Raw genomic sequence first — 22,363 nt, 5'->3', positions numbered from 1 at the left:
ACCCTGTTCGGCCTCGGCCCGCTCGGCGGCTGTGTCGCCGGTGCCGCCGCCGTCGGCTTCCTGGGTGTGCTCGCCGGCCAGATCCTCGTGACCGCCCCGGTCGCGATCGGCGCCGCGATCCAGTACTTCGCCACCGTCAACGCCCCCTTCAAGCCGGCGCCGAGCAAGTAATCAGCTTTCCGCTGCCGGACTACGCGATGATGCCCTCACAGCGTTTGCTGTGGGGGCATCATCGTCATTGCCGAGGCGGAGCTCCCGTTTTACACATCGGTGCGGGCGAGTTGCAGGATAGAAGCGGCCGGCCCCGGGTAACCAACACAGATAAAGCACCACTTTTCGGCGCCGGATCGATCCCGTAGACGTGAGGCCAGGTGTGATGGCAGGTTCTCCCGCGAAGCGAATGTCCGCCGGGAACTCGCCGGTCGTCTTCCCTGCCTGCGTCCGGGTGCGCGGCGCGCGGGAGCACAACCTCGCCGACGTCGATGTCGACATACCCCCCGATGCGCTGGCCGTGTTCACCGGCGTCTCGGGCTCGGGGAAATCGTCGCTGGCTTTCGGCACGTTGTTCGCGGAGTCCCAGCGCCGGTACCTGGAGTCGGTGGCCCCGTACACGCGCCGCCTCATCGATCAGGTGGGCGTACCCGACGTCGATTCGATCGAGGGGATGCCGCCGGCGGTCGCCCTGCAGCAACACCGCGCCGGCGGTGGCGCCCGGTCCTCCGTCGGCAGTGTGACGACATTGTCCAGCCTGGTCCGCATGCTGTATTCGCGAGCCGGTAACTATCCTGCGAAGCAACCGATGCTCTATGCCGAGGATTTCTCGCCGAACACCGTTCAGGGCGCCTGCCCCACCTGTCACGGAAGGTGTGTGCCACCTGCGGCGGCACGCTGCTCAAACCGGAAGCTCTGTCGGTGACGTTCGAAGGGCTCGACATCGCCGAATTCTCCGCACTTCCCCTGGCCCGCCTCGCCGAACTGTTGTCCTCGGTATTGGCCGAGAACTGGCACCCGATCGGAACCGGCTCCGACGCCGTACTCGATAAGACCGCCCGCCGAGCGGCGGTCGACAAGCGTGTCGCGGCCGGCGGTTCCGCACACGATGCGGCCCCGGATGTGCGCAGCACGCCGAATATGTCGGTCGAAAAACGCGCTGCGGCACAGCGTTTGGTCGCCGAACTGCTGGAACGGCTGCGGCCGGTCACCGATCTGGGCCTGGGCCATCTCTCTTTGGACCGCAGCACACGGACGCTGTCGTCCGGCGGGTTGCAGCGCGTGCGGCTGGCGACACAGCTGTCTTCGCAACTCTTCGGAGTCGTCTATGTGCTCGACGAACCGTCGGCGGGGCTGCACCCCCGCGACCGCGACGCCCTGCTGGTCATCCTGGAGGGGGCTGAAGCGGCGCGGTAACAGCGTTTTCGTCGTCGAGCACTCCCTCGACATCGTTCGCGCCGCCGACTGGCTCATCGATCTCGGTCCCGGCGCGGGTGAGAACGGAGGCCGGATTCTGTACAGCGGACCGCCCGAAGGCCTCGCAGGGGTGGGTGAATCGGCGACCCGTCGCTACCTGTTCGGTCACGAGCGGCCCGTAGCCAGGGCGCCGCGACAGGCGGAGGAATGGTTGCGCCTGAAGAAGGTGCGCCGCAACAATTTACGCGACGTGTCGGTGTCGTTTCCGCTGAAATGCCTGACCGCTGTCACAGGTGTGTCCGGCTCCGGGAAGTCGAGCCTGGTCAGTCACGCGCTGCCGGCTCTCATCGGTGAGTACCTGGGGCATCCGGTCGGCGCGCCCGCCGATGGCCCCGGAGACGAGCTGCTGCTGTTGGACGAATCGCAGGCCGTCGACGGCACGATCGTCGGAGTCGGCGGACTTCGCCGGGTGGTGTGCATCGATCAGAGACCGATCGGGCGCACTCCCCGGTCGAACGTCGCCAGCGAAGGCTGGGTGATGGTCGAATTGCTCTTTCTGCCCAGCGTTTATGCGCCGTGTCCGGACTGCCACGGCACCCGCTATCAAGCGAGCACACTCGAAATCACTTGGCACAGCCGCAATATCGCCGAAGTCCTGGAGATGAGCGTCGACGAGGCGCGGGCATTCTTCGACGGTGACGCCGACATCCTCCGCTCACTGACAGTTCTGTGCGACGTCGGGCTCGGCTACCTCCGGCTGGGACAGCCGGCGACCGAACTGTCCGGAGGTGAGGCCCAACGGGTCAAACTCGCTACCGAACTGCAGCGCGCCCATCGCGGCGACGCCCTGTATCTCCTCGACGAACCCACCTCGGGACTACATCCGGCCGATACCGACCGGCTGATGCTGCACCTGGAGAAACTGGTGGACGCCGGCAATACCGTCGTATTCGCCGAACTGGACATGCGCGTGGTGGTCCAGGCCGACCATGTCATCGACCTCGGTCCCGGTGCAGGCAACGAGGGCGGTCGCGTCGTCACCACCGGCACCCCGGCCGACGCGGCCGCCGATCCCCGCAGCGCGACCGCCCCGTACCTTGCCGCGGCGCTGGGAAAATGACACGTGGTTTCGGAAGTGTGCATGTCCGGGGCGTCTCGGCCGTCGCGCCAGCTCCCGACAGGCGGTGATGCCGGTTATGCGGTGAGCCCGCCGCCTTTCGCCTCACCCGGCATGGTTGCGGCGCCAGAGTGCACCGCTCAGCACGGTGGCGAAGCCGCACCACATCGGATACGCGGCCAGCAAGTAGCCGCCGCGGTCCACCTCGGCCGTGCGGCGGGTGAGATCGGCACTGCTCAGCGTCAGGGCGGCCGCCACGGCCGTGGCGGCGCCGAGACGGTGCGCACGGAAAAACACCCAGCTCCAGCTCGCGTTGAGGGCCAGGTTCAACAGCAGGGCGTTGCGGAGACGTCGCTGCCGGGCCGGCTCGGCGCGGGTGAGCGCCCGGGCGGTCGTGGCGGCGATATCGACGTAGAGGGCTGTCCACGCGACCGGAAAGACCGCGGGCGGTGGCTGGAAGGGCGGCTTCTCCAGTCGCTGATACCACTGTGAGCCGGTCGTGGTCGCCGCCGACCCGGCTGTCGCGGCGGCGGCGGTGGCCGGGAATGTCCACCACGATTGTTTCCACCGACTCGAATCCTCACGCCGAGTACGCGTTCCGATCACGGAAGACTCCTTTCGTCGCCAGGCGTGCGCTCCGGCCGAGCAGTGATCAACCGACAAAGCGCCGCGAGCTGTCACACGAGGGCTCCGGGCGCCTGGCGCGCCGGCAGTGCGGCCGGTCCCTTGCTCGGCCTACCCACACTTCGCTGTCGTTAACGGAAAACCGGTGTTAACGGAAAATTCGCCCTCGAATGTTCGCCTATTCGACGCGAGCCGCATCGCACCACCGGAGCGCACCAGGCCCGCAAGCGACCACCCGACCCGTCGAGGTGAGACCACACCTATCCGACATTCCCGCGCCGGACGGCCGAAAAGCAAGTGGGCCAACGTCTATCCCTTAGGGTTGCCCGAAGCTAGCGCGCACTTCTTGCAGGTTCCTTCAACATCCCTCACAGCACGGAGATGATTGATGATCTTGTCGGTCGTAGTCCCCGCTCTCAACGAAGCCCCTGTCATCGAGGAAACGCTGTCGCGACTCGTCGCCCAGGACGCGGTCGACGAAGTGATCGTCGTCGACAACGGCAGCGACGACGGCACCCCGTTCGTCGTTGAACAATTCGCCGCCACCCATTCGAAGGTGCAGCTGATTCACGAACCGGCCCGCGGCATCCCCGCCGCGCGCAACGCCGGGTTCGACAAGGCTCGCGGCGATGTCATCGCCCGCACCGACGCCGACACCCTGGTCGCCGACGACTGGGCGGCCACCATCCGTGACCACTTCACCGCGCATCCCGAGACCGCCGCGCTCACCGGGCTGTGCACTTACCACGACTCTCCGATCGGTTTCTTCCTCGAATTCGGCCAGCGCTTGCTGCTGCGGCTGGGCAAGGTCGGCGGGCAAGTGGCGAATATGTACGGACCGAACATGGCCCTGCGGCGTACGGCCTGGCACCGGATCCGGCCCGACGTGCAGACCCGCGCGGACGTCGCCGAGGATCTCGACCTGGCGCTGTGCTTGATGACGCACGGTCTGCGCATCCACCAGCTGCCCACCATGCACGCCCGGACGTCGTCGCGGCGACGGCGCACCACCCCGCGCCACCACTGGAAGTTCCACGACATCGGGGTGCGCACCCTCGAAGACCACGGCCTGCGCGTCCCCCCGCATCATCGCCTGATCATCGTGGGTGCCTGCGTATCTCACACCCTGCAGTGGCCGATCTACCGCTTCTGGGATTTCCACAGCCGCCGATTCACCCTGCGCCCGGGCGCGGCGCGCATCTCCGCCACCGGGGCTACCGACTGATCCGGGCCGGCATCGCGTTACACCAGGCCGATCGCCAGAACGATCACGGCCAGCAGCGGTGGCACGAGTTGCCCGAGGGCCGCCCTCGCCTTGTCCGGGCTGGACAGAAGCAGGACCAGGCCGGCGGCGGTCATCGAGCCGGCGCCGGTGAACACGAGGGTGGCACCGATCGTCTTGTCGCCCACCACGAAGAAGACGGTGCCGGCGATTACGCAGACGGCCAGGAACAGATTGTAGAAACCTTGATTGAACGCCAGCGGTCTGGTCGTTTCCGCCTCGGCCGCCGAGGAGAGCCCGAAGATGGCTCGCGTCTTCGGGCTCGTCCACGCCACCGATTCGAGATAGAAGATGTAGATATGAATCACGGCCGCGAGGCACGCGAGGATGAGACCTGCTGTCGTCACCGAACACCTCCGTGAACGTCGTCGCGCGATATAACCACGCGGTGGCCGGGACGTGACGGCGACACGTCGGAATGTCGCGGCGGACACCCCGGGCCGGCGCGCGGCGGCCACGTGTGTCCCGGCGAGTCGCAGCGGCCGTTACACTCGGTAGCCTTGCGAGGTTGAGACCACAGCCGCGCGCGGCACCGCGAACTATGCCGGTACCGCATCCGGCCGTGGTGGTCGACCGCGCGGGCACGGTGCTCGCGCTGACCGGGGAAGCAGGCGCCCTGTTTCCCGACGCAGTCGTGGGCGAACCGCTGCACCGTGCCGTGCCGCGCTGGTTGTCCACCGCACACGAGGAGACGGCGGCATCGGGCATCGCGCTGTCGACGGCATCGGTGTCCGGGCGCGTGGGCGGGCGCGAACTGGACGCGGTCGCCTCCCCCGGCGCCGACGGGACCGTCGTCTGGTGGTTGCTCGGCGACACCGTGCGCTCGCTGCGCGAGAGCCGCTCGGAGCTGGAGCAGGAACGCGAACGCACCGCATTCCTGTCGCAGGCCTCCGAGCGGCTGCTGGCCTCGCTGAACGTGGACCGCTGCCTGGAGACGACCGTCCGGCTGGCCGCCCGCCACCTCGCCGACGCGGCGGTGGTCGTCACTCCCCCGGCCGGGCGGGCACTGTCGGTCATCTCCTGCGACGAACACGGTGTGGTGCGGGTGAACGTCGTCGAGGAGGACCCCGACGCGGTGGCCGGGCTGAGTGAGGCGCTGCGCGGCTTCCCGCCGATTCCCTCGCAGTGGCTGGACCCGGCGGCGGTGCCGTTGTGGTTGCTGCCGCCCGGTTTCGAGCACCGCACGGGCTCGGTGATCGTGACTCCGCTTCCCGGCCATGGGGTTTCGGCGGGTGCGCTGGTACTGCTGCGGCGTTCCGGCGAGCGGACCTTCGACGAGCGCGACGAGATCTTCGCTCGGTTGTTCGCGGGCCGCGCGGGTATCGCGTTGTCGGCGGCACGACTGTATGCCGAGCAGATCAGCATCACCGCGATCCTGATGCGCGAGCTGCTGCCACCGCAACTGCACCGCGTCCACGGCATCGAATTGGCCGGCGCCTACCGGGCTTCGGAGAATCACGAGATCATCGGCGGGGATTTCTACGACGTACATCGCGCGGCGGCACCGGACGGGGAAACCCTCGTCGTCCTCGGCGACGTGTGCGGGAAGGGTCTCGAGGCCGCCGTGCTGACCGGCAAGATCCGCAACACGGTGCACGCGCTGGTGCCGATGGCCGACGATCACCAGCGCATGCTCACCCTGCTGAACAACGCGCTGATGTCCTCGCAGCACGACCGGTTCGCGACGCTGGTGCTGGCCTCGGCGGTGCACCGGGAGGGGCGGGTGCTGCTGCGGTTGACCTCCGCCGGGCATCCGCCGCCGTTGATCGTCCGGGCGGACGGGACCGTCGACATGGCCGAGACGCGGGGACAATTGGTCGGCGCGCTGCCCGAGATCAGCGCCACGACGTTCCGGACCTCGCTCGCGCCGGGGGAAACCTGCCTGCTCTACACCGACGGTGTGACCGAGGCCCGCGGCGGGCCGCTGGGCCGGCGCATGTTCGGTGAGCAACGTCTGACTGCCGCGCTGGCGCAGTGCGCGGATATGCCCGCGGAGGCGGTGGTCGAGCGTATCCACATGCTCACCACCCAGTGGGTCGGCCGCAACCAGCACGACGACATCGCGGTCGTGGCGATCACCGCACCGCGCACACCGTGATCGACCGACCCGCACCGCGAAGGAGCCGCCGTTCATGTCCGAGCCGCACCGCCCGATCACCCGGGACGCCTCCGCTTTTCGCGAAGAGCTGTGGACGGCGGTCACCGGCCGTGACGAACGCGCGGCGATCGGTATCGTGCTCGCGGCGGCGGATTCGGGGCTCGAACCGGAAGCGGTTCTGCTCGATGTCATCGCCGCGGTCCAGCGCCGGGTGGGTGCGGAATGGGCAGCGAACACCCTCAGTGTCGCCGACGAGCACACCGCCACCGCGATCAACGAGCGCGCCGTGACCGCGCTGGCGTTGCATGCGGCCGCCGCGCACCCCGCGTCGGCCGGGCGGGTCACCGTCGCGTGCGTGGACGGCGAATGGCATGCCCTCCCCGCGCGGCTGGTGGCCGAGGTGCTGCGGCTGCGCGGCTGGCAGGTCGATTTCCTGGGTGCCCAGGTGCCCACACGCCACCTGATCGCGCACCTGCACAACACCGGCCCCGACGCCGTGTTGCTGTCGTCGTCGCTGCCGACCCGCCTGCCGCAGGCGCACAGCACGATCACCGCATGCCAGGCGGCGGGGGTGCCGGTGCTCGTCGGCGGGGCGGCGTTCGGTCCGGACGGTCGTTACGCGGACCTGCTCGCTGCGGACGCCTGGGCGCCGGACCCGGCTACCGCGGCCGAGCTGCTCGCCCGAGGGCTGCGGCGTGAGCAACAGCCGCCGGACCGACCCCAGCGGACACTGACGCACTTGACCGATCAGGAATTCACCATGATCGCCCGCAGCACACCGCGATTGCTGGCGACCACCATGGCGGAACTGGAGCATTGCTTTCCCGCGATGCGGGAGTATTCCGAATTCCAGCTCGAACGCACCGCCGAAGATGTCGCGCAGATCCTCGAATTCCTCGCCGCCGCACTGTATCTGGACGACGACGAGTTGTTCACCACCTTCGTCACGTGGACCGCGGGCGTGCTGAGCGCGCGTGCGGTGCCCGCGCAATCGCTGTTTCCCGTCCTCGACCTGCTGAGCGGTCAGCTGCAGGACTTCCCGCGGGCGCGCCGGATTCTCACCACCGCCACGGACGCCCTCACCGGCACCGCACGGATCGCCTGACCAGCGAGCGCCGGCAGACTACCGCGTGGCGCGCCCCAGTTCTCGCTGCCTTCCGGCATCGGAGTGCGGTTACTCGAGTTCGGCGAGGGATTCGTCGAGTCCGGTCAACAGCCGCTGCAGGTGCGGCACGCTGCGGCGACACCCGGCGATGCCGACATGCGTGGCGCCACCGGAACTGATCGTCGTGATGTTGACCGCTTGGCCGTCGAGGGGAATCGACGCCGGATAGACGGCTTCCAGGCGCAGGCCGTTCCAGTACCGGGGTTCGGTGGCGCCGGGGACGTCAACATCGTGTGCGGCGCCCGGAACGGGCGCGGCTCGGGATAGTCCCGCGCGATCTCGTAAGCGCCCGAGAGCAATTGCCAGGTGCGCACTGCCGACACGCCGTCCATCAACGCGTGATGCGTCTTGGTCTACAGGGCTATCCGGCCGTCGGCGAGCCCGTCGACGACGTGGACCTCCCACAGCGGGCGGTGACGGTCGAGCAGCGATCCGTGCAGCATCGACACCAGTTCCAGCAATTCCCGCCCCCCGTCCGGGCGTGGGCACCGAGAGCAGCCGGACGTGGTAGTCGATATCGACGTCGTCGTCGAGATCCCACTGCAGGACGGAGAAACTCGCCAGCGACCGCGCGGGCCGGCGCCGGAACACGGACGTGAGTTCGCCGCTGCCGGAGAGCAATTCCTCGTGTACCTGGCGCGCCGACTGCGGCTGCGTGCCCGAGGGACGCAACAGTGAGAGCCCGCCGACGTGCATGGGATGTTCGCGTGCTTCCAGCAGCAGGAATGCCGAGTCCAGGGGTGACATCAACGCCATCGCGGTACCTCATCACCGTCGTTTCCGATCGGGCCGGGTGGCCACACCTTCCGGTGATCATCGCGGATGCGACCGGCTCAGGTGGGTGATCCGGCGTCTCAGCGGGCCCAGCGGGCCAGGCGTCGGTAATTGCCGAGAACAATCGGGCCAAACATATTGACAATGCGAGAGAAGTCGCTTCGTCCTCTCACCAGGGCACCGTGTCCGAACATAGAGCTCCGGAAGGCGGCGCCGATGCCTACCGACGAACCTGCCGACTCCTCGCCGAACGATTCGGGCACCGCCACCACCGTCCGGGACCTTCCGACGCCGGGCCGGGGCGCCGACCCGGAACACGGTGGCGGCGAAGTCGGACACCAGCTCTGCGCGCACCATCGGAACCATCGGAGAGGCATTGGTTTTCGCGGGCGCCGGCATCGCGCCGCACTATCGCGGCGGGTGGCACTCGGCTCGCCGTGGGCCATCACCGCCCTGCGGCAAGCGCCGATGTGGCGCGGCGACTTCGCGGCGCGCTACGGCGACGGGACAATGGTGCAATGCCTGTCCGCGGATGTCTCGGACTGGGACACCCCCGGCATTCTCTTCGGCAAACCGGCCGAGCGGTGCTCGAAAGACATAGTGGTGCAGGAAGTCTGGGCACAGCTCGAGCGCTGGCTCAACACCGGCACCGGCTGGTTGCGCGACGATGTGCACTCGTGGTTCGTCGATCCCGGCGTGCATGTCGAGGAGGGCAACAACCGCACCGACACCCCGCTGCTGGTGAATCCTGGAACCACCGGCCGGAGGCGCATTCGGCGATCGGCAACGTGTTCTTCTGCGGCGACCACGTGCGGACCGGCATCGATCTGGCGACCGATGGAGGTGCCTGCGAGGCGGGACGCAAAGCCGCCAACGCGGTGCTCGACGCGGCCGGTGACGCGGCGCCACGGGCGGCGGTGTTCCCGATGGACGCACCGCCCGAGCTCGAGCCGTTCAAGCGCATCGACGCCGACCGCTATCGGGCCGGGCTGCCGCATCTACTCGATATGTGAACGGCTGCGCAGGAATTCGGCGGCCTCCGGGCTCGCGGGCAGGAACGACTCGATCGCGAGTTCGGCGACCGTGACATTCATCGGACTGCCGAAGATGGTCATGGTGCTGATGAAATCCAGTGCGATGGCCCCGCGTTCGGGGTCGTGGTGGCGCAGCCGCAGCGGGACGACGGCCTGATCCGGTTCGGGCAGGCCGGGATCGTCGCGGCCCCCAGGATATTCGAGCAGTTCGGTGCGCAGCGCGGCCAGATCGGCCGAGCCGGTGGACTCGATCTGGCGATCGACGCGTTCGAACAGATGTCCGCGCCACTGCGCGAGATTCAGGATGCGCGGCGCCAGGCCCTCGGGGTGCAGGCTCAGCCGCAGCGCGTTGACCGGCGGAGTGAGCAGGTCGGCGCGAACACCGTCGAGGAACAGGGCGACACCGGAATTGGCGTCGACCATATTCCACTGTGCGTCCACGGCCAACGCCGGATACGGCTCGTAGCCGGTGAGGATCTGCCGCATCGCGGTACGGACGGGGGCCATGGTGGGAGTGTCCAATCCGGGTTCGGCATAGACCGGCGCGTAGCCGGCGGCCAGCAGCATCCGATTGCGTTCGCGCAGCGGGATGTCGAGCTCCTCGCTGAGGTGCAGGATCAGCTGGCGGCTCGGCGTGGACCGGCCGGTTTCGACGAAGCTGAGGTGGCGGGTCGAGGTTTCGGCGCGCCCGGCCAGCTCCAGCTGGCTGAGGCGGCGGGTGCGACGCCAGTGGCGCAGCAGATCCCCGGCGGTAGTGGTCGGCACGTGCCTGATCGTATGCGGGCCGGGTGGGCGTGGCGATTACCTCGCGGGTCATGATCGCTGTCCGGATGCCCGGCGCGTGCCTCGCGGTTAGGGTGGATTGCGTGTCGTTGGTGCAGGCTGGACTGGACCGGCTGCCCGAACGCTGGCGCGCACTGATGCTCGCCCATCGGGAGCTGCTGAAATTCGCCGTCGTCGGCGCGATCACCTGGTTCGTGGACACCGGAGTGGTGTACACGCTCAAGCTGACCGTGCTGCAGGACAAGCCGCTGACCGCGCGCGCGTTCGGCGTGCTGATCGCGACGATCGTCTCCTACATCCTGAACCGGGAATGGTCGTTCAACACCCGCGGCGGGCACCAGCGCAGTCACGAGGCGGCGCTGTTCTTCGCCGTCAGCGCGCTCGCGGTCGGCGTGACCGTCATTCCACAGGCGGTCTCGCTGTACGTCTTCGACATCCGGGTGCCGCACGTCAGCGCGTTCACCCAGGCGGTCTCCAACTTCATCACCGGGCAGATCCTCGGTGTACTGCTGGCGATGGCATTCCGGTTCTGGGCGTTGCGGCGATTCGTCTTTCCCCAGGATCTGCGCGAAGCCGAACTGGAGATCCTCTGACCCGGAAACCGCGAGGCGCCGAAACCGCAGGCGGTGACGGGCATCACGCCGGTACGAGCAGACGGACCTGGCGACCCAGCCCGCCGGCGAACACCGATACCATGATCTCGTGCGAGCAGCGGCCGACCCTTCCACGCAACTGCGTGGCGGATGCGTCGGTGCGGCCGCGGGCACGGTGAGTATCGCCGCCCACGCCTTCGGTGGTGGCGCGGTGGCACCCGGCTCCACGGCGATCATGATGCTGATCGCCGCGAGCACCGCGATCGGCTGTCTCGCCGCGCACACCCGCACCGGACTATTGCGGCTGATGGGCCTGCTCGCGGTCGGGCAGGCGATAGGCCACCTGGCGCTGACACTGTCCCCGCACTGCCACGACGTGCTGATCACGGCGCCCATGCTGGTCGCGCACATCACGGCGACGGTGGTCGGAGCGGTTCTCGTCCGCGGCGCGGAAACCACACTGCGACGCGCTGTTTCGCTGATTCGCCGAGTAGTCGGCGCGGTCGCGCACGTTCTCGGAATCTCCGGCGCTCCGGTCGTCGTCTCGATACCGGACACGGTGACCGCGCCGCGGCGGCTCGTACTGGCCTCCGGTACCGGGCGGCGCGGTCCGCCGAGGCTCACCGGTTCCTTCGCTGCCTCGCACCGCATACCCGCGTGGGTGTGATACCGGCACATCGGTAGACGCGTCCATCGTCTCGCCGGATCGCGTCCGGGCCACGGATGACGGACAACGGCTGAGCGGCCCGATGGACCGATAGTTCTCGAGAACTGTCACATCGGAGCGCACAGCACATGCGGCCGCGCCGTAAGGCGCCTATCCGTGAACCACTACCGGCACACTGCCAGGCGCCATCCGCCAACCCACAGTCGGCAGTCGAGGATGTGGCGACACGAATCGGTCGCTACCGCACGGCGCCTGGACGGCTACCGACACTGTGCGGATGCGGGCGCCGGTTGTCGGCACATCGGTCGACGTCGGCGCGCCTGCGTGCTCGGTCACGGTCACCGCTGTGGCGGCCCGGCCGTGACCGCTGATCGCGGGCAGTGCTGTTCGGTCGGCCGTCGTCGGCCTCCGAGGACGTTCGGCCGAGGATGTCCTGATCGATCGGATACGCCGGACGGGCTCGCGGGCTGATTCGCGGGTGGCCGCCGAAGTCGCACCGCTCTGCCCTGGCACGCAGCGACGAACGCCCACCGGTGGCGGTGTATACCGCGCACGCACCCGTACGCCGCGCAACGCGCGGTCCGACGACGTGACGAGCACCCGGCCGCGGTGAATGTCCGCGACGACGTGCCGACTGCTCGATGAAAACCCTTCTCATGCAATGGAGTTCACCAATGTTCTCTCTCCCCCACGCCGGGCGCGCCGCCCTCGTCTCAGGTGACCGTAGTCCTCGCCGTGCGGCATCCGCCCAGGCCCGGCCGCACAGCGCGACACGGCCGTCCCGCGACACGGCCGGTTCCGCGCGCCGGCGTCGGTCCGCGGGCCTGCTGATCACCGCCGCGGCCTCGATCCCGCTGCTGCTGGCCGGATGTTCGTCCGGCGACACCTCCCCCGCCGCGGACGCCAATTCGGTCACCGTGGGTGATCAGTGGATCAAGGCCGCCGATGCGGGGATGTCGGCGGCGTTCGCGAATTTCACCAATACCGGCGACCACGAGATCCGCATCGTCGACGCGACGAGCCCGGCGTCGGCGCGCATGGAGATTCACGAGGTGGTTCAGTCGAACGGGACGTCCATCATGCGCCCCAAGGCCGGCGGGCTGGCGATCCCCGCACACGGCGGCGCGAAACTGACGCCGGGTGGCGACCATCTGATGTTCATCGATCTGAAGGCCCCGCTGCGCACCGGAATGCAGACGCCGATCACGGTGAAGTTCGCCGACGGCACCAGCACCACCTTCACCGCCCAGGTGCGCGACTTCGCGGGCAATCAGGAGAACTACTCACCGACCACAGCCGCCCACGGTGGCTGAGCGGCTGTCGCGGCGCCGGTTGCTCGGCGGCAGTGCTGCCGCGGCGGGTGCGGCAGGGGTCGCGGGGCTCACCCTCGGCGCCGAACGCTGGACGCGCCACACCGAGACCGCCGACCCGGGCACCGCGCGCGAACCGTTCTACGGACCGCACCAGGGCGGGGTCGCGACCGCGCCGCAGCAGCACGCGGCGTTCGTGGCCTTCGATCTGCGGCCCGGCACCGTCCGCGCCGACCTCGTCGGATTGCTGCGCATCTGGTCGGGGGACGCGGCGCGGCTCACGGCCGGTGAGCCGACGCTGGCCGATACCGAGCCGGAGCTGGCGCGCCGGCCCGCGCGGCTGACCGTGACCGTCGGATTCGGCCCACGGCTGTTCACCGTGGCGGGACTCGAATCCGCGCGGCCGCACTGGCTCACCCAACTGCCGGGCTTCACCATCGACCGGCTCGACCCCGCATTCTGTGCGGGCGATCTGCTGCTGCAGGTCTGCGCGGACGAGGCGACGACGGTGGCGCATGCGGTGCGGGCGCTGTCACGCAGCGTGACCTCGCTGGTGACCGTGCGCTGGACCCAGCGCGGATTCCGCAACGCTGCTGCCGGGCAGACGATGCGCAATCTGATGGGTCAGGTCGACGGCACGGTCAACATCGGCCCCGGGGCCGATTTCGATCGGCTCGTGTGGGACGACGGCGCGATTGTGCCGTGGCTGCGGGGCGGAACGTCGATGGTGCTGCGCCGGATCGCGATGAATCTGGATACCTGGGACGAACTCGACCCCGACGGGCGAGAACTGACCGTGGGCCGGCGCATCGCGACCGGGGCGCCATTGACCGGGACCCGCGAAACCGACGATCCGGATTTCGCGGCCGTGGACGCTCACGGCATCCCGGTCATTCCGCCCTCGGCGCATATCGCACGGGCGCATCACACCCGCGACGGCGAGCGTTTCCTGCGGCGCGGCTACAACTACGACGATGCCCCCGCACCCGGGACCACCTCGAATTCGGGGCTGTTGTTCGCCGCCTACCAGCGCGATATCTCGGCGCAATATCTGCCGGTGCAGCGTCGCCTCGCCGAATTCGACGCCCTGAACACCTGGACCACTCCCGTGGGGTCCGCGGTGTTCGTGATTCCACCGGGAATCACCGACACGCAGGGCTATATCGGCCAGACCCTGCTGGAGGGCTGAGCCGGCCACCGCGCGGACATTCGATGCGATTCTGCAGCCGGTGCCGAATCGCATCGAATGTCCTGCGGCTCAGTGCCACCGCCGAGCCTCGCGGCTCAGTGCCACCGCCGAGCCTCGCGACTCAGTGCCACCGCCGAGCCTCGCGACTCACTGCCACAGCACGGCCACGAACACGTTGGCGATGGCCAGCACTCCGGCGGCGTCGGCCATCCAGGCAACGGTCTTGCCACGCTTGGCATCCGCGTGTGCGATCTCGGCCAGGCCGGCCACCGCGACCGCGATGACCAGTTTCACCACGATCTTGGCCATGTCGAGATTCTTGTCGAGCGAATCGATGCCGTCGGCCATGCCGACCAGAATCAGACCCGTGACGATCTGCGCTCGCGCACCCCAGAGCATCACCTGCGACACCGCCGGCCGGCCTGCGGCGTATCCGCCGATCACCGCGGCGAGTCCGAGCAAGTGGGTGACGACCACCAGGTTGTAGACCACTGTCATGGCTCACAGCGTAGATCATCGGCACCGATTCAACGACACGGCGTAGTAGAGCTGCTTCCTCGCCGGGGCCCGGGACATCGGCACGGCCACATGCATTCTCGCGGCCTCGTCTTTCACGGTGCCGTTTTCCTGCCCTGGGCGGGCACGGCTCCGCCCCGCGTCCATCGTCGAACGCGGGGCGGAACGGGAGAATTATTCGACGATCAGCAGGCTGCCGCGCGGCACCATGGTGATGCCGGCCGGGTCGACCTTGCCGATCACCGGTCCGGTGCATCCCCGCCCGGCGTGGACCTCGATCACCTTGTCGGTGCTGTTGCCGACGGTGAGCTGGTAGGCGTGCGGTTCGATGCAACCGGTCGGGTTGTTGTAGATCTGCCCGTTGACGGTGACGGTGCCCTGCGCGGCTTGCGCGGCACCGGCGCCGAGCACTGCGAACGCGCCCGCCGCCGCGGCGGCGGTGATGAGTCCAGCGGTGCGAATCATGAAATCCTCCAGTTTGTTTCGGCCCGACCGTCGCTCAGGTTACCGGCTCCCCCGCCCCCGTCCACAGCACCGACGCGGACCCGGCGGAAATACGCGCGTTTCACGCCGGATCGGGTCGGGTAGTCATCCTCAGGTGGCTCTCTTCGGTCGCGCCGCGGCAACGGTGCGGAATCGAGTGGGTCGGGATTACTGGGTCGCTTGGTGATGGCTAGGAGAAGAGGGTGGCGGTTGTACTCGTGCTGCGCGCACGCGGACTGGGTGATCTCCTCACCGCGGTCCCGGCTCTTCGTGCGCTGCGCCGGGCGAGGCCGCGCGATCACATCGTGCTGGCCGCACCGCACCGGCTCAAACCCATCGTCGACCTGATCACCTCGGTGGACGAGATGGTCGCGGCAGCCGACCCGCACACCATGCGCTGGGACGGCGCGCCGCCCGCGCTGGCGGTGAACCTCCAGGGCTCCGGCGCCGAGGGCATCGTCGAACTGGCCCGCACCGAACCCACCCGGCTGCTCACATATCGCAATGCCGCCTTCCCCGATCTGGACGGCCCCGAATGGCAAGCGGATATGCACGACATCGACCGCTGGTGTCATCTGCTGGAATCGGCCGGGATCAGCGCCGATCGCCGCAATCTTGGCTTGGTGCCGCCGGTGGCCACCACCAGTCACCGCGACTGCGTGGTGGTGCACGTGGGCGCCGGGGCGCCCGCCCGCCGCTGGCCCGGCGAACGATTCGCCGCGGTGATCCGGCATCTGCTCGTGCAGGGCCGCGAGGTAGTCGTGACCGGCGACGAATTCGAACGCGACCTCGCCCTCGGCATCGCCGCACGCGCCGGGCTGTCGCACGACCACGTACTGGCCGGGCAGCAGAATCTCATCGAACTGTCGGCTACCGTGGCCGAGGCCGCACTGGTGGTGTGCGGCGATACCGGTGTCGCACATCTGGCGACGGCATTCGGCACCCGCACCGTCGCGCTGTTCGGGCCCACCGCGCCCGGCCGCAGCGGACCGCCGCCGCATCTGTCCGGCCGCCACATCTCGCTGTGGGCGGGCCGCACCGGCGATCGCGACGGCGACACACCCGATCCGGGTCTGCTGCAGATCACCGTTCCGGATGTCGTGGCGGCCGTCGACACGCAGCTGGACCGCCGGCGGTGGGCCGAGGCCGACCGGCGCGGCACCGCGTATCGACGCGTCGGCTGAGCGCCCCGCCGCGGGGGCGGGCACCGTGGTAATCGACACGAACCACCGGATGGGACACCTTCGGGCAGTATCGTGTGCCGATGATCACCGTCCGAACGAAAATCTGCGGTATCCGTAGCGAGTCCGATCTCCGGGCTGTCGTCGCCGCTGATGCTGACGCGGCCGGGTTCATTTCGGGCACGACGCATTTCAGCGAAGACGAACTCGACCCGGAATCGGCCCGCCGGTTGTCCCGGCTGGCGCCCTCCTCGATGGAGCGCGTACTGGTCACCCATCTCACCGACGCGGGCGAGGTGTTGCGCCTCGCCGACCGGATCGGCGTCGACTGTATCCAGCTGCACGGCCTGATCTCACACGACACCGCGCGCGCCGTCCGGCGCCGTGCGGGCGGGCGGCGAGTGATCCGCGCGGTCCACGTCACCGGCCCGGAGGCGATCGCCGCCGCCGAGCGCGCGGCCCCGGATTGCGATGGGCTCGTGCTGGATTCGCGCTCCATCGACCGACTGGGCGGGACCGGGCGTACCCACGACTGGTCGCTCAGCGCTCGCATCGTCGAACTGTTCGACGACCCGGCGTTCCCGGTGATGCTCGCCGGTGGACTCAACCCGCACAACGTCACGGCCGCGATCGATGCCGTCCGGCCGGCCTGGGTCGATGTCAATTCCGGCGTCGACGACGGCCGGGGCGACAAGGACCCGGCGACCTGTACCGAATTCGTCAGGGCGGCACGCGATGTCGCGGCGCCGATCGCTGCTCTAGCCCGGCCGCGATCAGAATGAGCAACCCCGCGGCGGCGGTCGCCGCGGTGGGCACGCTCCGGGTGGCCACCGCTCCCACCAGCGTGGCCACCACGGCCTCGTTGAGCCCGATGACGCTGGCCGTGGCCGCGCTCAATCGCCGCAGCGCCTGCCAGTAGAGCGCGAATCCGGGTCCGAGGAGGGTGGCACCGACTGCGGCCAGCTCGGCCGCCACCCGCCCGGACGGTGGATCCAGCGCCAGCAGCGGGCTGCTCGCGATGCCGCCGAACAACAACTGCAACGCCGCCGAGGTGACCGTGTGGTCCGGTCCCGAGTGCCGGGCGACCACACTGACCAGCATCGCCACACAGGCCGCACTGCCCAGCGCCAGAGCGCATCCGGTCAGGGCCGCGATCTGCGCATCGCCGCCCGGGTGCCGCCAGGCGACCAGCCAGATCGCCGCCGCGACCAGGAGCAGTTCGAGCAAGACCGGCACCGTCGGCGCCCGCCGCCCGCGAACGAGCGCGGCGGCGATGATCAGTACCGGCGCGGTCAGGTGCAGCGCGACCACCACGGGGAGCGGACCGATCCGCAGCGCCGCGACGTACAGCGCCAGATTCGCGGCTTCCAGCCCGCCCAACCGGAAATACAACGCCGGGTTGGCGGTCAACGTCGCCCACGGATGCTGTCCACGCAGTCGCGCCGACACCAGCAGCGGCACCGCCCCGCCGAGGGCCACCAGGCCCGCGGTCGTCGGAGCGGCCAGGGCGGCCAGCAGGGCACTGGAGGTACCCCACAGGAAGGTCACCGCGACCATGCGGACGAGCGGGCCGCTCATCGACTAGGCCAGCAGGTAGGTGACCACCGGCATCACCAGTGCGGTGAACGCGGCGAACACCGCGCTCGCCACCCGCCGCTTGGGTAGTCGCGGAAACCGCGTGGCCAGTCCGCAATACGTCCCGATCGCGACGAGCACCGTCCCCCACACCACCAGCGCGCGGCTGCCGACGGTGCCGAATACGGCGTCGAAGCCGACCGCCAGGGCGAACACGGTGCTGCCGGCGGCCGCCGACAGCACCAGCAACGCCTGTCCCGCAGTCGAATTCATCAACATGCGATGGCCGCGCACCGAGGCGATCGCCTGCGGGTCGGTGCGATGGACACCGTCGACGCGGCAGATCTCGTCGTACACCTTGGCCGGGTTCACTCGCTCGTTGATCGCCGGCCGCACCTGTAACAACGCCTCCAGCGCCTGAGTGGTGGCATACGAGGTGACCGGCCCCTCATCCGAGATGCGGAAACCGCCCCGATAGATGGCCAAGGCGTCCATCTCCTGCATATCCAGCAGCGCGACGATCGCGGCGCGCACGGCCGGGTCGAAGATCGTGCGACTGTCGGCCGCGATCACGGCGCCGACCGCCAGATGCAGGGTGAGATGGCGCCAGGTGTCGACCAGATCGTCACGGCGGAAGATCTCGGTCTCGATGTCGCACTCACCCCGGCGCAGGCCGGTCAGCAGCCGCTTGACCGCCAGCTCACACGCGCGCTCGGCGCGTTTGTCCCCGATCCGGACGATCTCCGGCCGAGCGAGCACGCCGGCGATATGGGCCGCCGCGTACATCGGCAAGGACCGAGGCTCCTGATACATCGCCGAGACCAGATAGGCGATGCCGCGCGAGATGGCCTGGTGGCGTTCACCATCGAAGGCGCCGCCCCCGATGAGCGCCTCGACCGCGGCGGCGGTCGCGGTAATCGACACCGGGCCAAGGAAACCCGACATACGCCATCCGCCGGTTTCGGAATCCTGTTGGTCCAACAGGGTTCGCACGGCCCCGACCAACTCGGGCTCGGACTCCCCGACCTCGAGGCAGCGCAGTGCCCGGATGCGCCAGGCGACGTCGATCGGAGTTCGGAAGTACCATTCGTCGCCGTTGGGCCGTTGCACCACCGTTGCTCCGACCAGCGCGGCGACCTTTGCCGCACGAGGGATTTCGCACCCGGCGCGATGCAGCACGCACACCACCTCGGCGGTGTTCTGCGGATTGGGCGGCACGTCGGGGATCCACCCCCAGCCCGCGCCCCCGCCGAGATGCGGTATCTGACTGCCGCGCAGCCATTCGACTGCCATCCGGATACGCTCGTCGATGTTCGACACGGCCTCCGCCCCCTTGATGCGATGCCCCGTAGATTTTCGATGGGGCTGATAACCGCCAAGTTACTCGGATGGTCCGACATGCCGCGCCGTCGTTGTGCGCCCGAATTGCCTGGTAGCGAACATATTTCGGTTATATCTCGAGCAGCGCTGCTCGATGTGTCCCGGATGGCGCCGTGAAACATCAAGGCCGTGACAAGGATTCGCGTTGCGGCCACGGCGGTGTCCACGGTCCTGGACGCGGCGGTTACCTCCCGGCCGCCCACCCGTAGCCGGAATGCGTCCGGCCCGACTCCGAATTGCAACCCACGACGCGCCGGTACCGTCCGCGACCGTCGCGCGGCGGGGAAATCCCGTGACAGAGTTCGCCTCCCGCGAGGGCGAACCGGTACCGGAGTATGAGTGCCGAACAGTACGTCCGGGTGACGCGTGACGGGAATCGGCGACCCTACCTTCGCGTCATGACCACGATCCTCTCCTCCGCCCGTCGATGGCACCGGCCGTTGTTGTGCACCGCGGCGGCGATGGCGGTACTGGCCCTGTGCTGCCTGTGTGCCATGCCGTTCGACGATCGCCGACTCCTCGGTGAGTCGGTGTGGCTCAAACCCGGCAAGTTCGGGATCGCGTTCTGCCTGTACACGCTGACGCTGGCGTGGCTGCTGTCGGTGCCGCATCGCGGTGCGCGTGTGAGCTGGTGGGCGGGCACCGTTTTCGCTGTGACCGGCGTCGTGGACGTGGGTTTCATCGTGCTACAGGCGGCACGGGGCACCTTCAGCCACTTCGACACCGAATCCGATGCGGTCAATTCGATCGGCCAGATGGTGTTCGCCTCCGGCGTACCGGGCCTGTTCCTCGCGAATCTCGTCGTCGCGGTGATCCTGTGCCGGCAGCGCGTCCTCGACCGTCCCACGAGCCGGGCCGTGCACGCCGGACTGGCCATCGCCGTCGCCGGGATGGCGCTCGGATATCTGATGGGCTTCACCGGCGAACAGACGGTGCGTGACGCGCAGGGCAGTCCGGTGCGGTTGGCGGCCGGCCATACGGTGACCGATGCCGTCCTGCCCGTGCGCGACGGCGTGGCAGACATGCCGATCACGCATTGGAGCACGATCGGCGGCGACCTGCGGATTCCGCATTTCGCGGGACTGCACGGCATCCAGTTCCTGCTCGCGATGGTCGCGATCACGGCCTGGCTCGCGCGACGGCGGCCCTGGCTGGACGAACGGGTGCGCGCCCGCTTGGTCGGCATCCTGGGGCTCGGCTACGCCGGACTGGTGGCGCTGCTGTTGTGGCAGGCGCTGCGGGCGCAGCCGTTGATCCACCCCGATCGCACCACCGTGCTCGCATTCCTCATGCTGAGCGTCGCGACACTGGGTGCGGCCGCGGCCGTCGTGCGGGACGGTCAGCGCAGCCGTTCGGCGTCCTTGGCGAGTTCGACCACATTGGCGGTCAACTCGGCCAGCTCCGACGGGTCGGCGCCCTCGGCGACGGCGGTGGCGACATCCTCGGCCGCGCAGCGAGCGGCGAACCAGCGGTCGGCGAGATCGGCGGCCTCCTGAGCGCTCAGCACCACCGAATCCTCCGGAATGCCGGTCCCCTCCAGGCTCTTTCGATGTTCGTAGGCGCGCTGGCGGCAGGATTGCCGGCAATATCGGCGGCGACGGCCGATTTCGGTATCGGCGATTTCCCGACCGCACCACAGACACGACGACAGCACACGGCGCGACATGACCCGACACCTTAGCCGCCCGACCGGCGCCCGCGCCCGGACCACGCCGCAACGGCGAATCGCCGCTACCGGCCGGGCCGGGCACGGCGAGACCCGGCCGAAGCCGTAAAATACCCCGGTTGACCGTCGCGGGAACCGATCAGGCCGCCGGCGCGTTGATAGTCCAGTAGAACGTTGCCGACAGGCCAGAGAGGACCGCACACCATGGCAGATCGCGTACTCCGAGGTAGCCGGCTCGGAGCGGTGAGCTACGAGACGGACCGCGACCACGACCTGGCACCACGTCGAGTGGCGCGGTACCGGACCGACAACGGCGAGGAGTTCGACGTCCCGTTCGCCGACGACGCCGAAATCCCGCCGACCTGGCTGTGCCGTAACGGTCAGGAGGGCATCCTGGTCGAGGGCACCACCCAGGAACCGAAGAAGGTCAAGCCCCCGCGTACCCATTGGGACATGCTGCTGGAGCGCCGCTCCAAGGAGGAGCTCGAGGAACTGCTGCAGGAGCGCCTCGAACTGCTCAAGACCCGGCGCGGCCGGTAATCGAGCCGACGCGAACGTCCCCTCGCACCCAGGTGCGAGGGGACGTTCGCGTATTCGGCGCGACACCGCTGTCGTACGCGGCCGCCGCGGTGATCAGTGACTGGCGACCTTGCGGTATTGCAGCAGCGCCAGCGGCACCGCGACCACCAGGATGGCGACCGAACAGGCCACCGCGTATTCCACGCAGTGGTCGACCGGCCATCCGTGCGGTGCGGCGAACGTAGGCGGAGAACTGTTCGCGAACAGTTTCCGGCCGGATGCCGACACCGCCGTGATCGGGTTCCACTCCGCGATGGAACGCAGCGGTCCCGGCAGCGTCTCGGCGGAGATGAAGGCCGAGGAGATGAACGTGACCGGGAACAGCCAGATCAGTCCGGCGCTCTGCGCGACCTCCACATTCGGAGCGATCAACCCGGTGAGCGCACCCACCCACGACATCGCGAACGCGAACAGCAGAATGATCGCGAATCCGAGCGCCGCGTCTGCCAGGGAGCCGTTGATCCGCCACCCGACCAGATAACCGCAGGCCACCATGACCGCCAGCGCCACCACGTTGACCACTGTGTCGGACAGGGTCCGGCCCATCAGCACCGCCATCCGTGACATCGGGAGCGTGCGCATCCGGTCGATGATGCCCTTCTGCAGGTCGTTGGCCAGGCCCACGGTGGTGAACGCGGCGTTGAAGGCGACCGTCTGGGTGAAGATGCCGGCCAGCAGGAATTCACGGTACTGGCCGCCGCCCAGCGACGCCCCGAAGATGTAGGCGAACAGGAATACGAACATCAGCGGCTGAACCGTCGCGGTCACCAGCAGCGTCGGCACCCGCAGGATGGTCAGCAGATTGCGGTAGGCGACGATCGCGCTGTCGCGGAAGACCCGTACCGGGGCGGAGATCGCGTGGACGTCGCTATCGATGTCCGGCCGCGTCACCGCCGTGTCGGTCTGCGTGGGCTCTGCCGCCGTCTCCGATTCGGCGACC

20 protein-coding genes and 3 pseudogenes are annotated in these 22,363 nt (G+C 68.8%); 12 read left to right on the top strand and 11 right to left on the bottom strand.

The window, feature by feature from the left end; translation table 11 throughout:
• Positions 1 to 400: 400 nt before the first annotated feature.
• A pseudogene (locus C5E41_RS04305) lies at positions 401 to 2,527 on the top strand (hypothetical protein).
• A gap of 102 nt (positions 2,528 to 2,629) precedes the next feature.
• Here the strand turns inward: C5E41_RS04305 and C5E41_RS04300 are convergent.
• Positions 2,630 to 3,130 carry a TspO/MBR family protein gene (locus C5E41_RS04300; RefSeq protein ID WP_258080723.1) on the bottom strand — a complete coding sequence of 167 codons (501 nt, stop codon included), beginning with the start codon at positions 3,128 to 3,130 and terminating at the stop codon, positions 2,630 to 2,632.
• Positions 3,131 to 3,536: 406 nt separating this feature from the next.
• Between C5E41_RS04300 and C5E41_RS04295 the strand changes: the two genes are divergently transcribed.
• A complete protein-coding gene (locus C5E41_RS04295; protein WP_104374492.1) occupies positions 3,537 to 4,373 on the top strand; it encodes a glycosyltransferase family 2 protein in 837 nt (278 codons plus the stop codon).
• Between the two features lie 17 nt (positions 4,374 to 4,390).
• Here the strand turns inward: C5E41_RS04295 and C5E41_RS04290 are convergent, their stop codons facing one another.
• On the bottom strand, positions 4,391 to 4,777 hold the full coding sequence (locus tag C5E41_RS04290; RefSeq protein ID WP_104374491.1) for a DUF1304 domain-containing protein: 387 nt from the start codon (positions 4,775 to 4,777) through the stop codon (positions 4,391 to 4,393).
• A gap of 194 nt (positions 4,778 to 4,971) precedes the next feature.
• On the opposite strand from C5E41_RS04290, the gene C5E41_RS04285 reads away from it, so the two are divergent.
• The gene (locus C5E41_RS04285; RefSeq protein ID WP_104374490.1) at positions 4,972 to 6,528 is read left to right on the top strand and encodes a PP2C family protein-serine/threonine phosphatase; all 1,557 of its coding nucleotides are present in this window, start codon (positions 4,972 to 4,974) and stop codon (positions 6,526 to 6,528) included.
• Between the two features lie 34 nt (positions 6,529 to 6,562).
• Positions 6,563 to 7,633, top strand: coding sequence for a cobalamin B12-binding domain-containing protein (locus C5E41_RS04280; protein ID WP_104374489.1), 1,071 nt, complete (start codon positions 6,563 to 6,565; stop codon positions 7,631 to 7,633).
• A gap of 69 nt (positions 7,634 to 7,702) precedes the next feature.
• Here C5E41_RS04280 and C5E41_RS36125 read toward each other — a convergent pair.
• A pseudogene (locus C5E41_RS36125) lies at positions 7,703 to 7,906 on the bottom strand (WS/DGAT domain-containing protein); the annotation flags it as partial.
• Between the two features lie 143 nt (positions 7,907 to 8,049).
• Positions 8,050 to 8,449, bottom strand: a pseudogene (locus C5E41_RS36120) (wax ester/triacylglycerol synthase domain-containing protein); the annotation flags it as partial.
• A gap of 827 nt (positions 8,450 to 9,276) precedes the next feature.
• On the opposite strand from C5E41_RS36120, the gene C5E41_RS04270 reads away from it, so the two are divergent.
• Positions 9,277 to 9,480 (top strand): hypothetical protein, encoded by a 204-nt coding sequence (locus tag C5E41_RS04270; RefSeq protein WP_146097460.1) that lies wholly within the window; start codon positions 9,277 to 9,279, stop codon positions 9,478 to 9,480.
• Here C5E41_RS04270 and C5E41_RS04265 read toward each other — a convergent pair.
• Complete coding sequence (locus C5E41_RS04265) at positions 9,466 to 10,266, bottom strand: helix-turn-helix domain-containing protein (RefSeq protein ID WP_104374487.1); 801 nt, start codon at positions 10,264 to 10,266, stop codon at positions 9,466 to 9,468. The genes C5E41_RS04270 and C5E41_RS04265 overlap by 15 nt on opposite strands.
• A gap of 101 nt (positions 10,267 to 10,367) precedes the next feature.
• Here C5E41_RS04265 and C5E41_RS04260 point away from each other — a divergent pair, with 101 nt between their 5' ends.
• From C5E41_RS04260 to C5E41_RS04245, 4 genes are all read left to right on the top strand, one after another.
• Positions 10,368 to 10,877, top strand: a complete 510-nt coding sequence (locus tag C5E41_RS04260) for a GtrA family protein (protein ID WP_181063093.1) — start codon at positions 10,368 to 10,370, stop codon at positions 10,875 to 10,877.
• 109 nt (positions 10,878 to 10,986) lie between these two features.
• Entirely contained in the window at positions 10,987 to 11,544 is a 558-nt protein-coding gene (locus C5E41_RS04255; RefSeq protein WP_258080722.1) for a hypothetical protein, read from the top strand.
• 824 nt (positions 11,545 to 12,368) lie between these two features.
• A complete protein-coding gene (locus C5E41_RS04250) occupies positions 12,369 to 12,857 on the top strand; it encodes a copper chaperone PCu(A)C (RefSeq protein ID WP_258080731.1) in 489 nt (162 codons plus the stop codon).
• Positions 12,850 to 14,043: a Dyp-type peroxidase gene (locus C5E41_RS04245; protein ID WP_104374485.1), complete on the top strand. Its 1,194-nt coding sequence runs from the start codon at positions 12,850 to 12,852 to the stop codon at positions 14,041 to 14,043. The genes C5E41_RS04250 and C5E41_RS04245 overlap by 8 nt, the downstream gene beginning before the upstream one ends.
• 147 nt (positions 14,044 to 14,190) lie before the next feature.
• Here the strand turns inward: C5E41_RS04245 and C5E41_RS04240 are convergent, their stop codons facing one another.
• Complete coding sequence (locus C5E41_RS04240; RefSeq protein WP_104374484.1) at positions 14,191 to 14,541, bottom strand: hypothetical protein; 351 nt, start codon at positions 14,539 to 14,541, stop codon at positions 14,191 to 14,193.
• 192 nt (positions 14,542 to 14,733) lie between these two features.
• On the bottom strand, positions 14,734 to 15,024 hold the full coding sequence (locus C5E41_RS04235; RefSeq protein WP_104374483.1) for a hypothetical protein: 291 nt from the start codon (positions 15,022 to 15,024) through the stop codon (positions 14,734 to 14,736).
• Between the two features lie 221 nt (positions 15,025 to 15,245).
• Between C5E41_RS04235 and C5E41_RS04230 the strand changes: the two genes are divergently transcribed.
• On the top strand, positions 15,246 to 16,226 hold the full coding sequence (locus C5E41_RS04230) for a glycosyltransferase family 9 protein (protein WP_104374482.1): 981 nt from the start codon (positions 15,246 to 15,248) through the stop codon (positions 16,224 to 16,226).
• A gap of 80 nt (positions 16,227 to 16,306) precedes the next feature.
• Positions 16,307 to 17,005 (top strand): phosphoribosylanthranilate isomerase, encoded by a 699-nt coding sequence (locus C5E41_RS04225; RefSeq protein ID WP_104374481.1) that lies wholly within the window; start codon positions 16,307 to 16,309, stop codon positions 17,003 to 17,005.
• On the opposite strand, the gene C5E41_RS04220 is transcribed toward C5E41_RS04225, so the two are convergent.
• From C5E41_RS04220 to C5E41_RS34775, 3 genes are all read right to left on the bottom strand, one after another.
• Positions 16,944 to 17,801: a DMT family transporter gene (locus C5E41_RS04220; protein WP_146097459.1), complete on the bottom strand. Its 858-nt coding sequence runs from the start codon at positions 17,799 to 17,801 to the stop codon at positions 16,944 to 16,946. The two genes, C5E41_RS04225 and C5E41_RS04220, sit on opposite strands and share 62 nt — an antisense overlap.
• A gap of 3 nt (positions 17,802 to 17,804) precedes the next feature.
• Positions 17,805 to 19,091 (bottom strand): terpene cyclase/mutase family protein, encoded by a 1,287-nt coding sequence (locus tag C5E41_RS04215; protein ID WP_146097458.1) that lies wholly within the window; start codon positions 19,089 to 19,091, stop codon positions 17,805 to 17,807.
• Positions 19,092 to 20,517: 1,426 nt separating this feature from the next.
• Positions 20,518 to 20,844: a hypothetical protein gene (locus C5E41_RS34775; protein WP_104374478.1), complete on the bottom strand. Its 327-nt coding sequence runs from the start codon at positions 20,842 to 20,844 to the stop codon at positions 20,518 to 20,520.
• Positions 20,845 to 21,048: 204 nt separating this feature from the next.
• Between C5E41_RS34775 and C5E41_RS04200 the strand changes: the two genes are divergently transcribed.
• Positions 21,049 to 21,384: an RNA polymerase-binding protein RbpA gene (locus tag C5E41_RS04200; RefSeq protein WP_104374477.1), complete on the top strand. Its 336-nt coding sequence runs from the start codon at positions 21,049 to 21,051 to the stop codon at positions 21,382 to 21,384.
• Between the two features lie 93 nt (positions 21,385 to 21,477).
• On the opposite strand, the gene C5E41_RS04195 is transcribed toward C5E41_RS04200, so the two are convergent.
• A complete protein-coding gene (locus C5E41_RS04195) occupies positions 21,478 to 22,278 on the bottom strand; it encodes an ABC transporter permease (protein ID WP_104374556.1) in 801 nt (266 codons plus the stop codon).
• Between the last annotated feature and the right edge of the window lie 85 nt (positions 22,279 to 22,363).

Origin of the sequence: Nocardia nova (assembly GCF_002933465.1) — a bacterium.
Taxonomy (GTDB): domain Bacteria; phylum Actinomycetota; class Actinomycetes; order Mycobacteriales; family Mycobacteriaceae; genus Nocardia; species Nocardia nova_B.
This window is presented reverse-complemented; position numbering and strand designations above follow the sequence as displayed.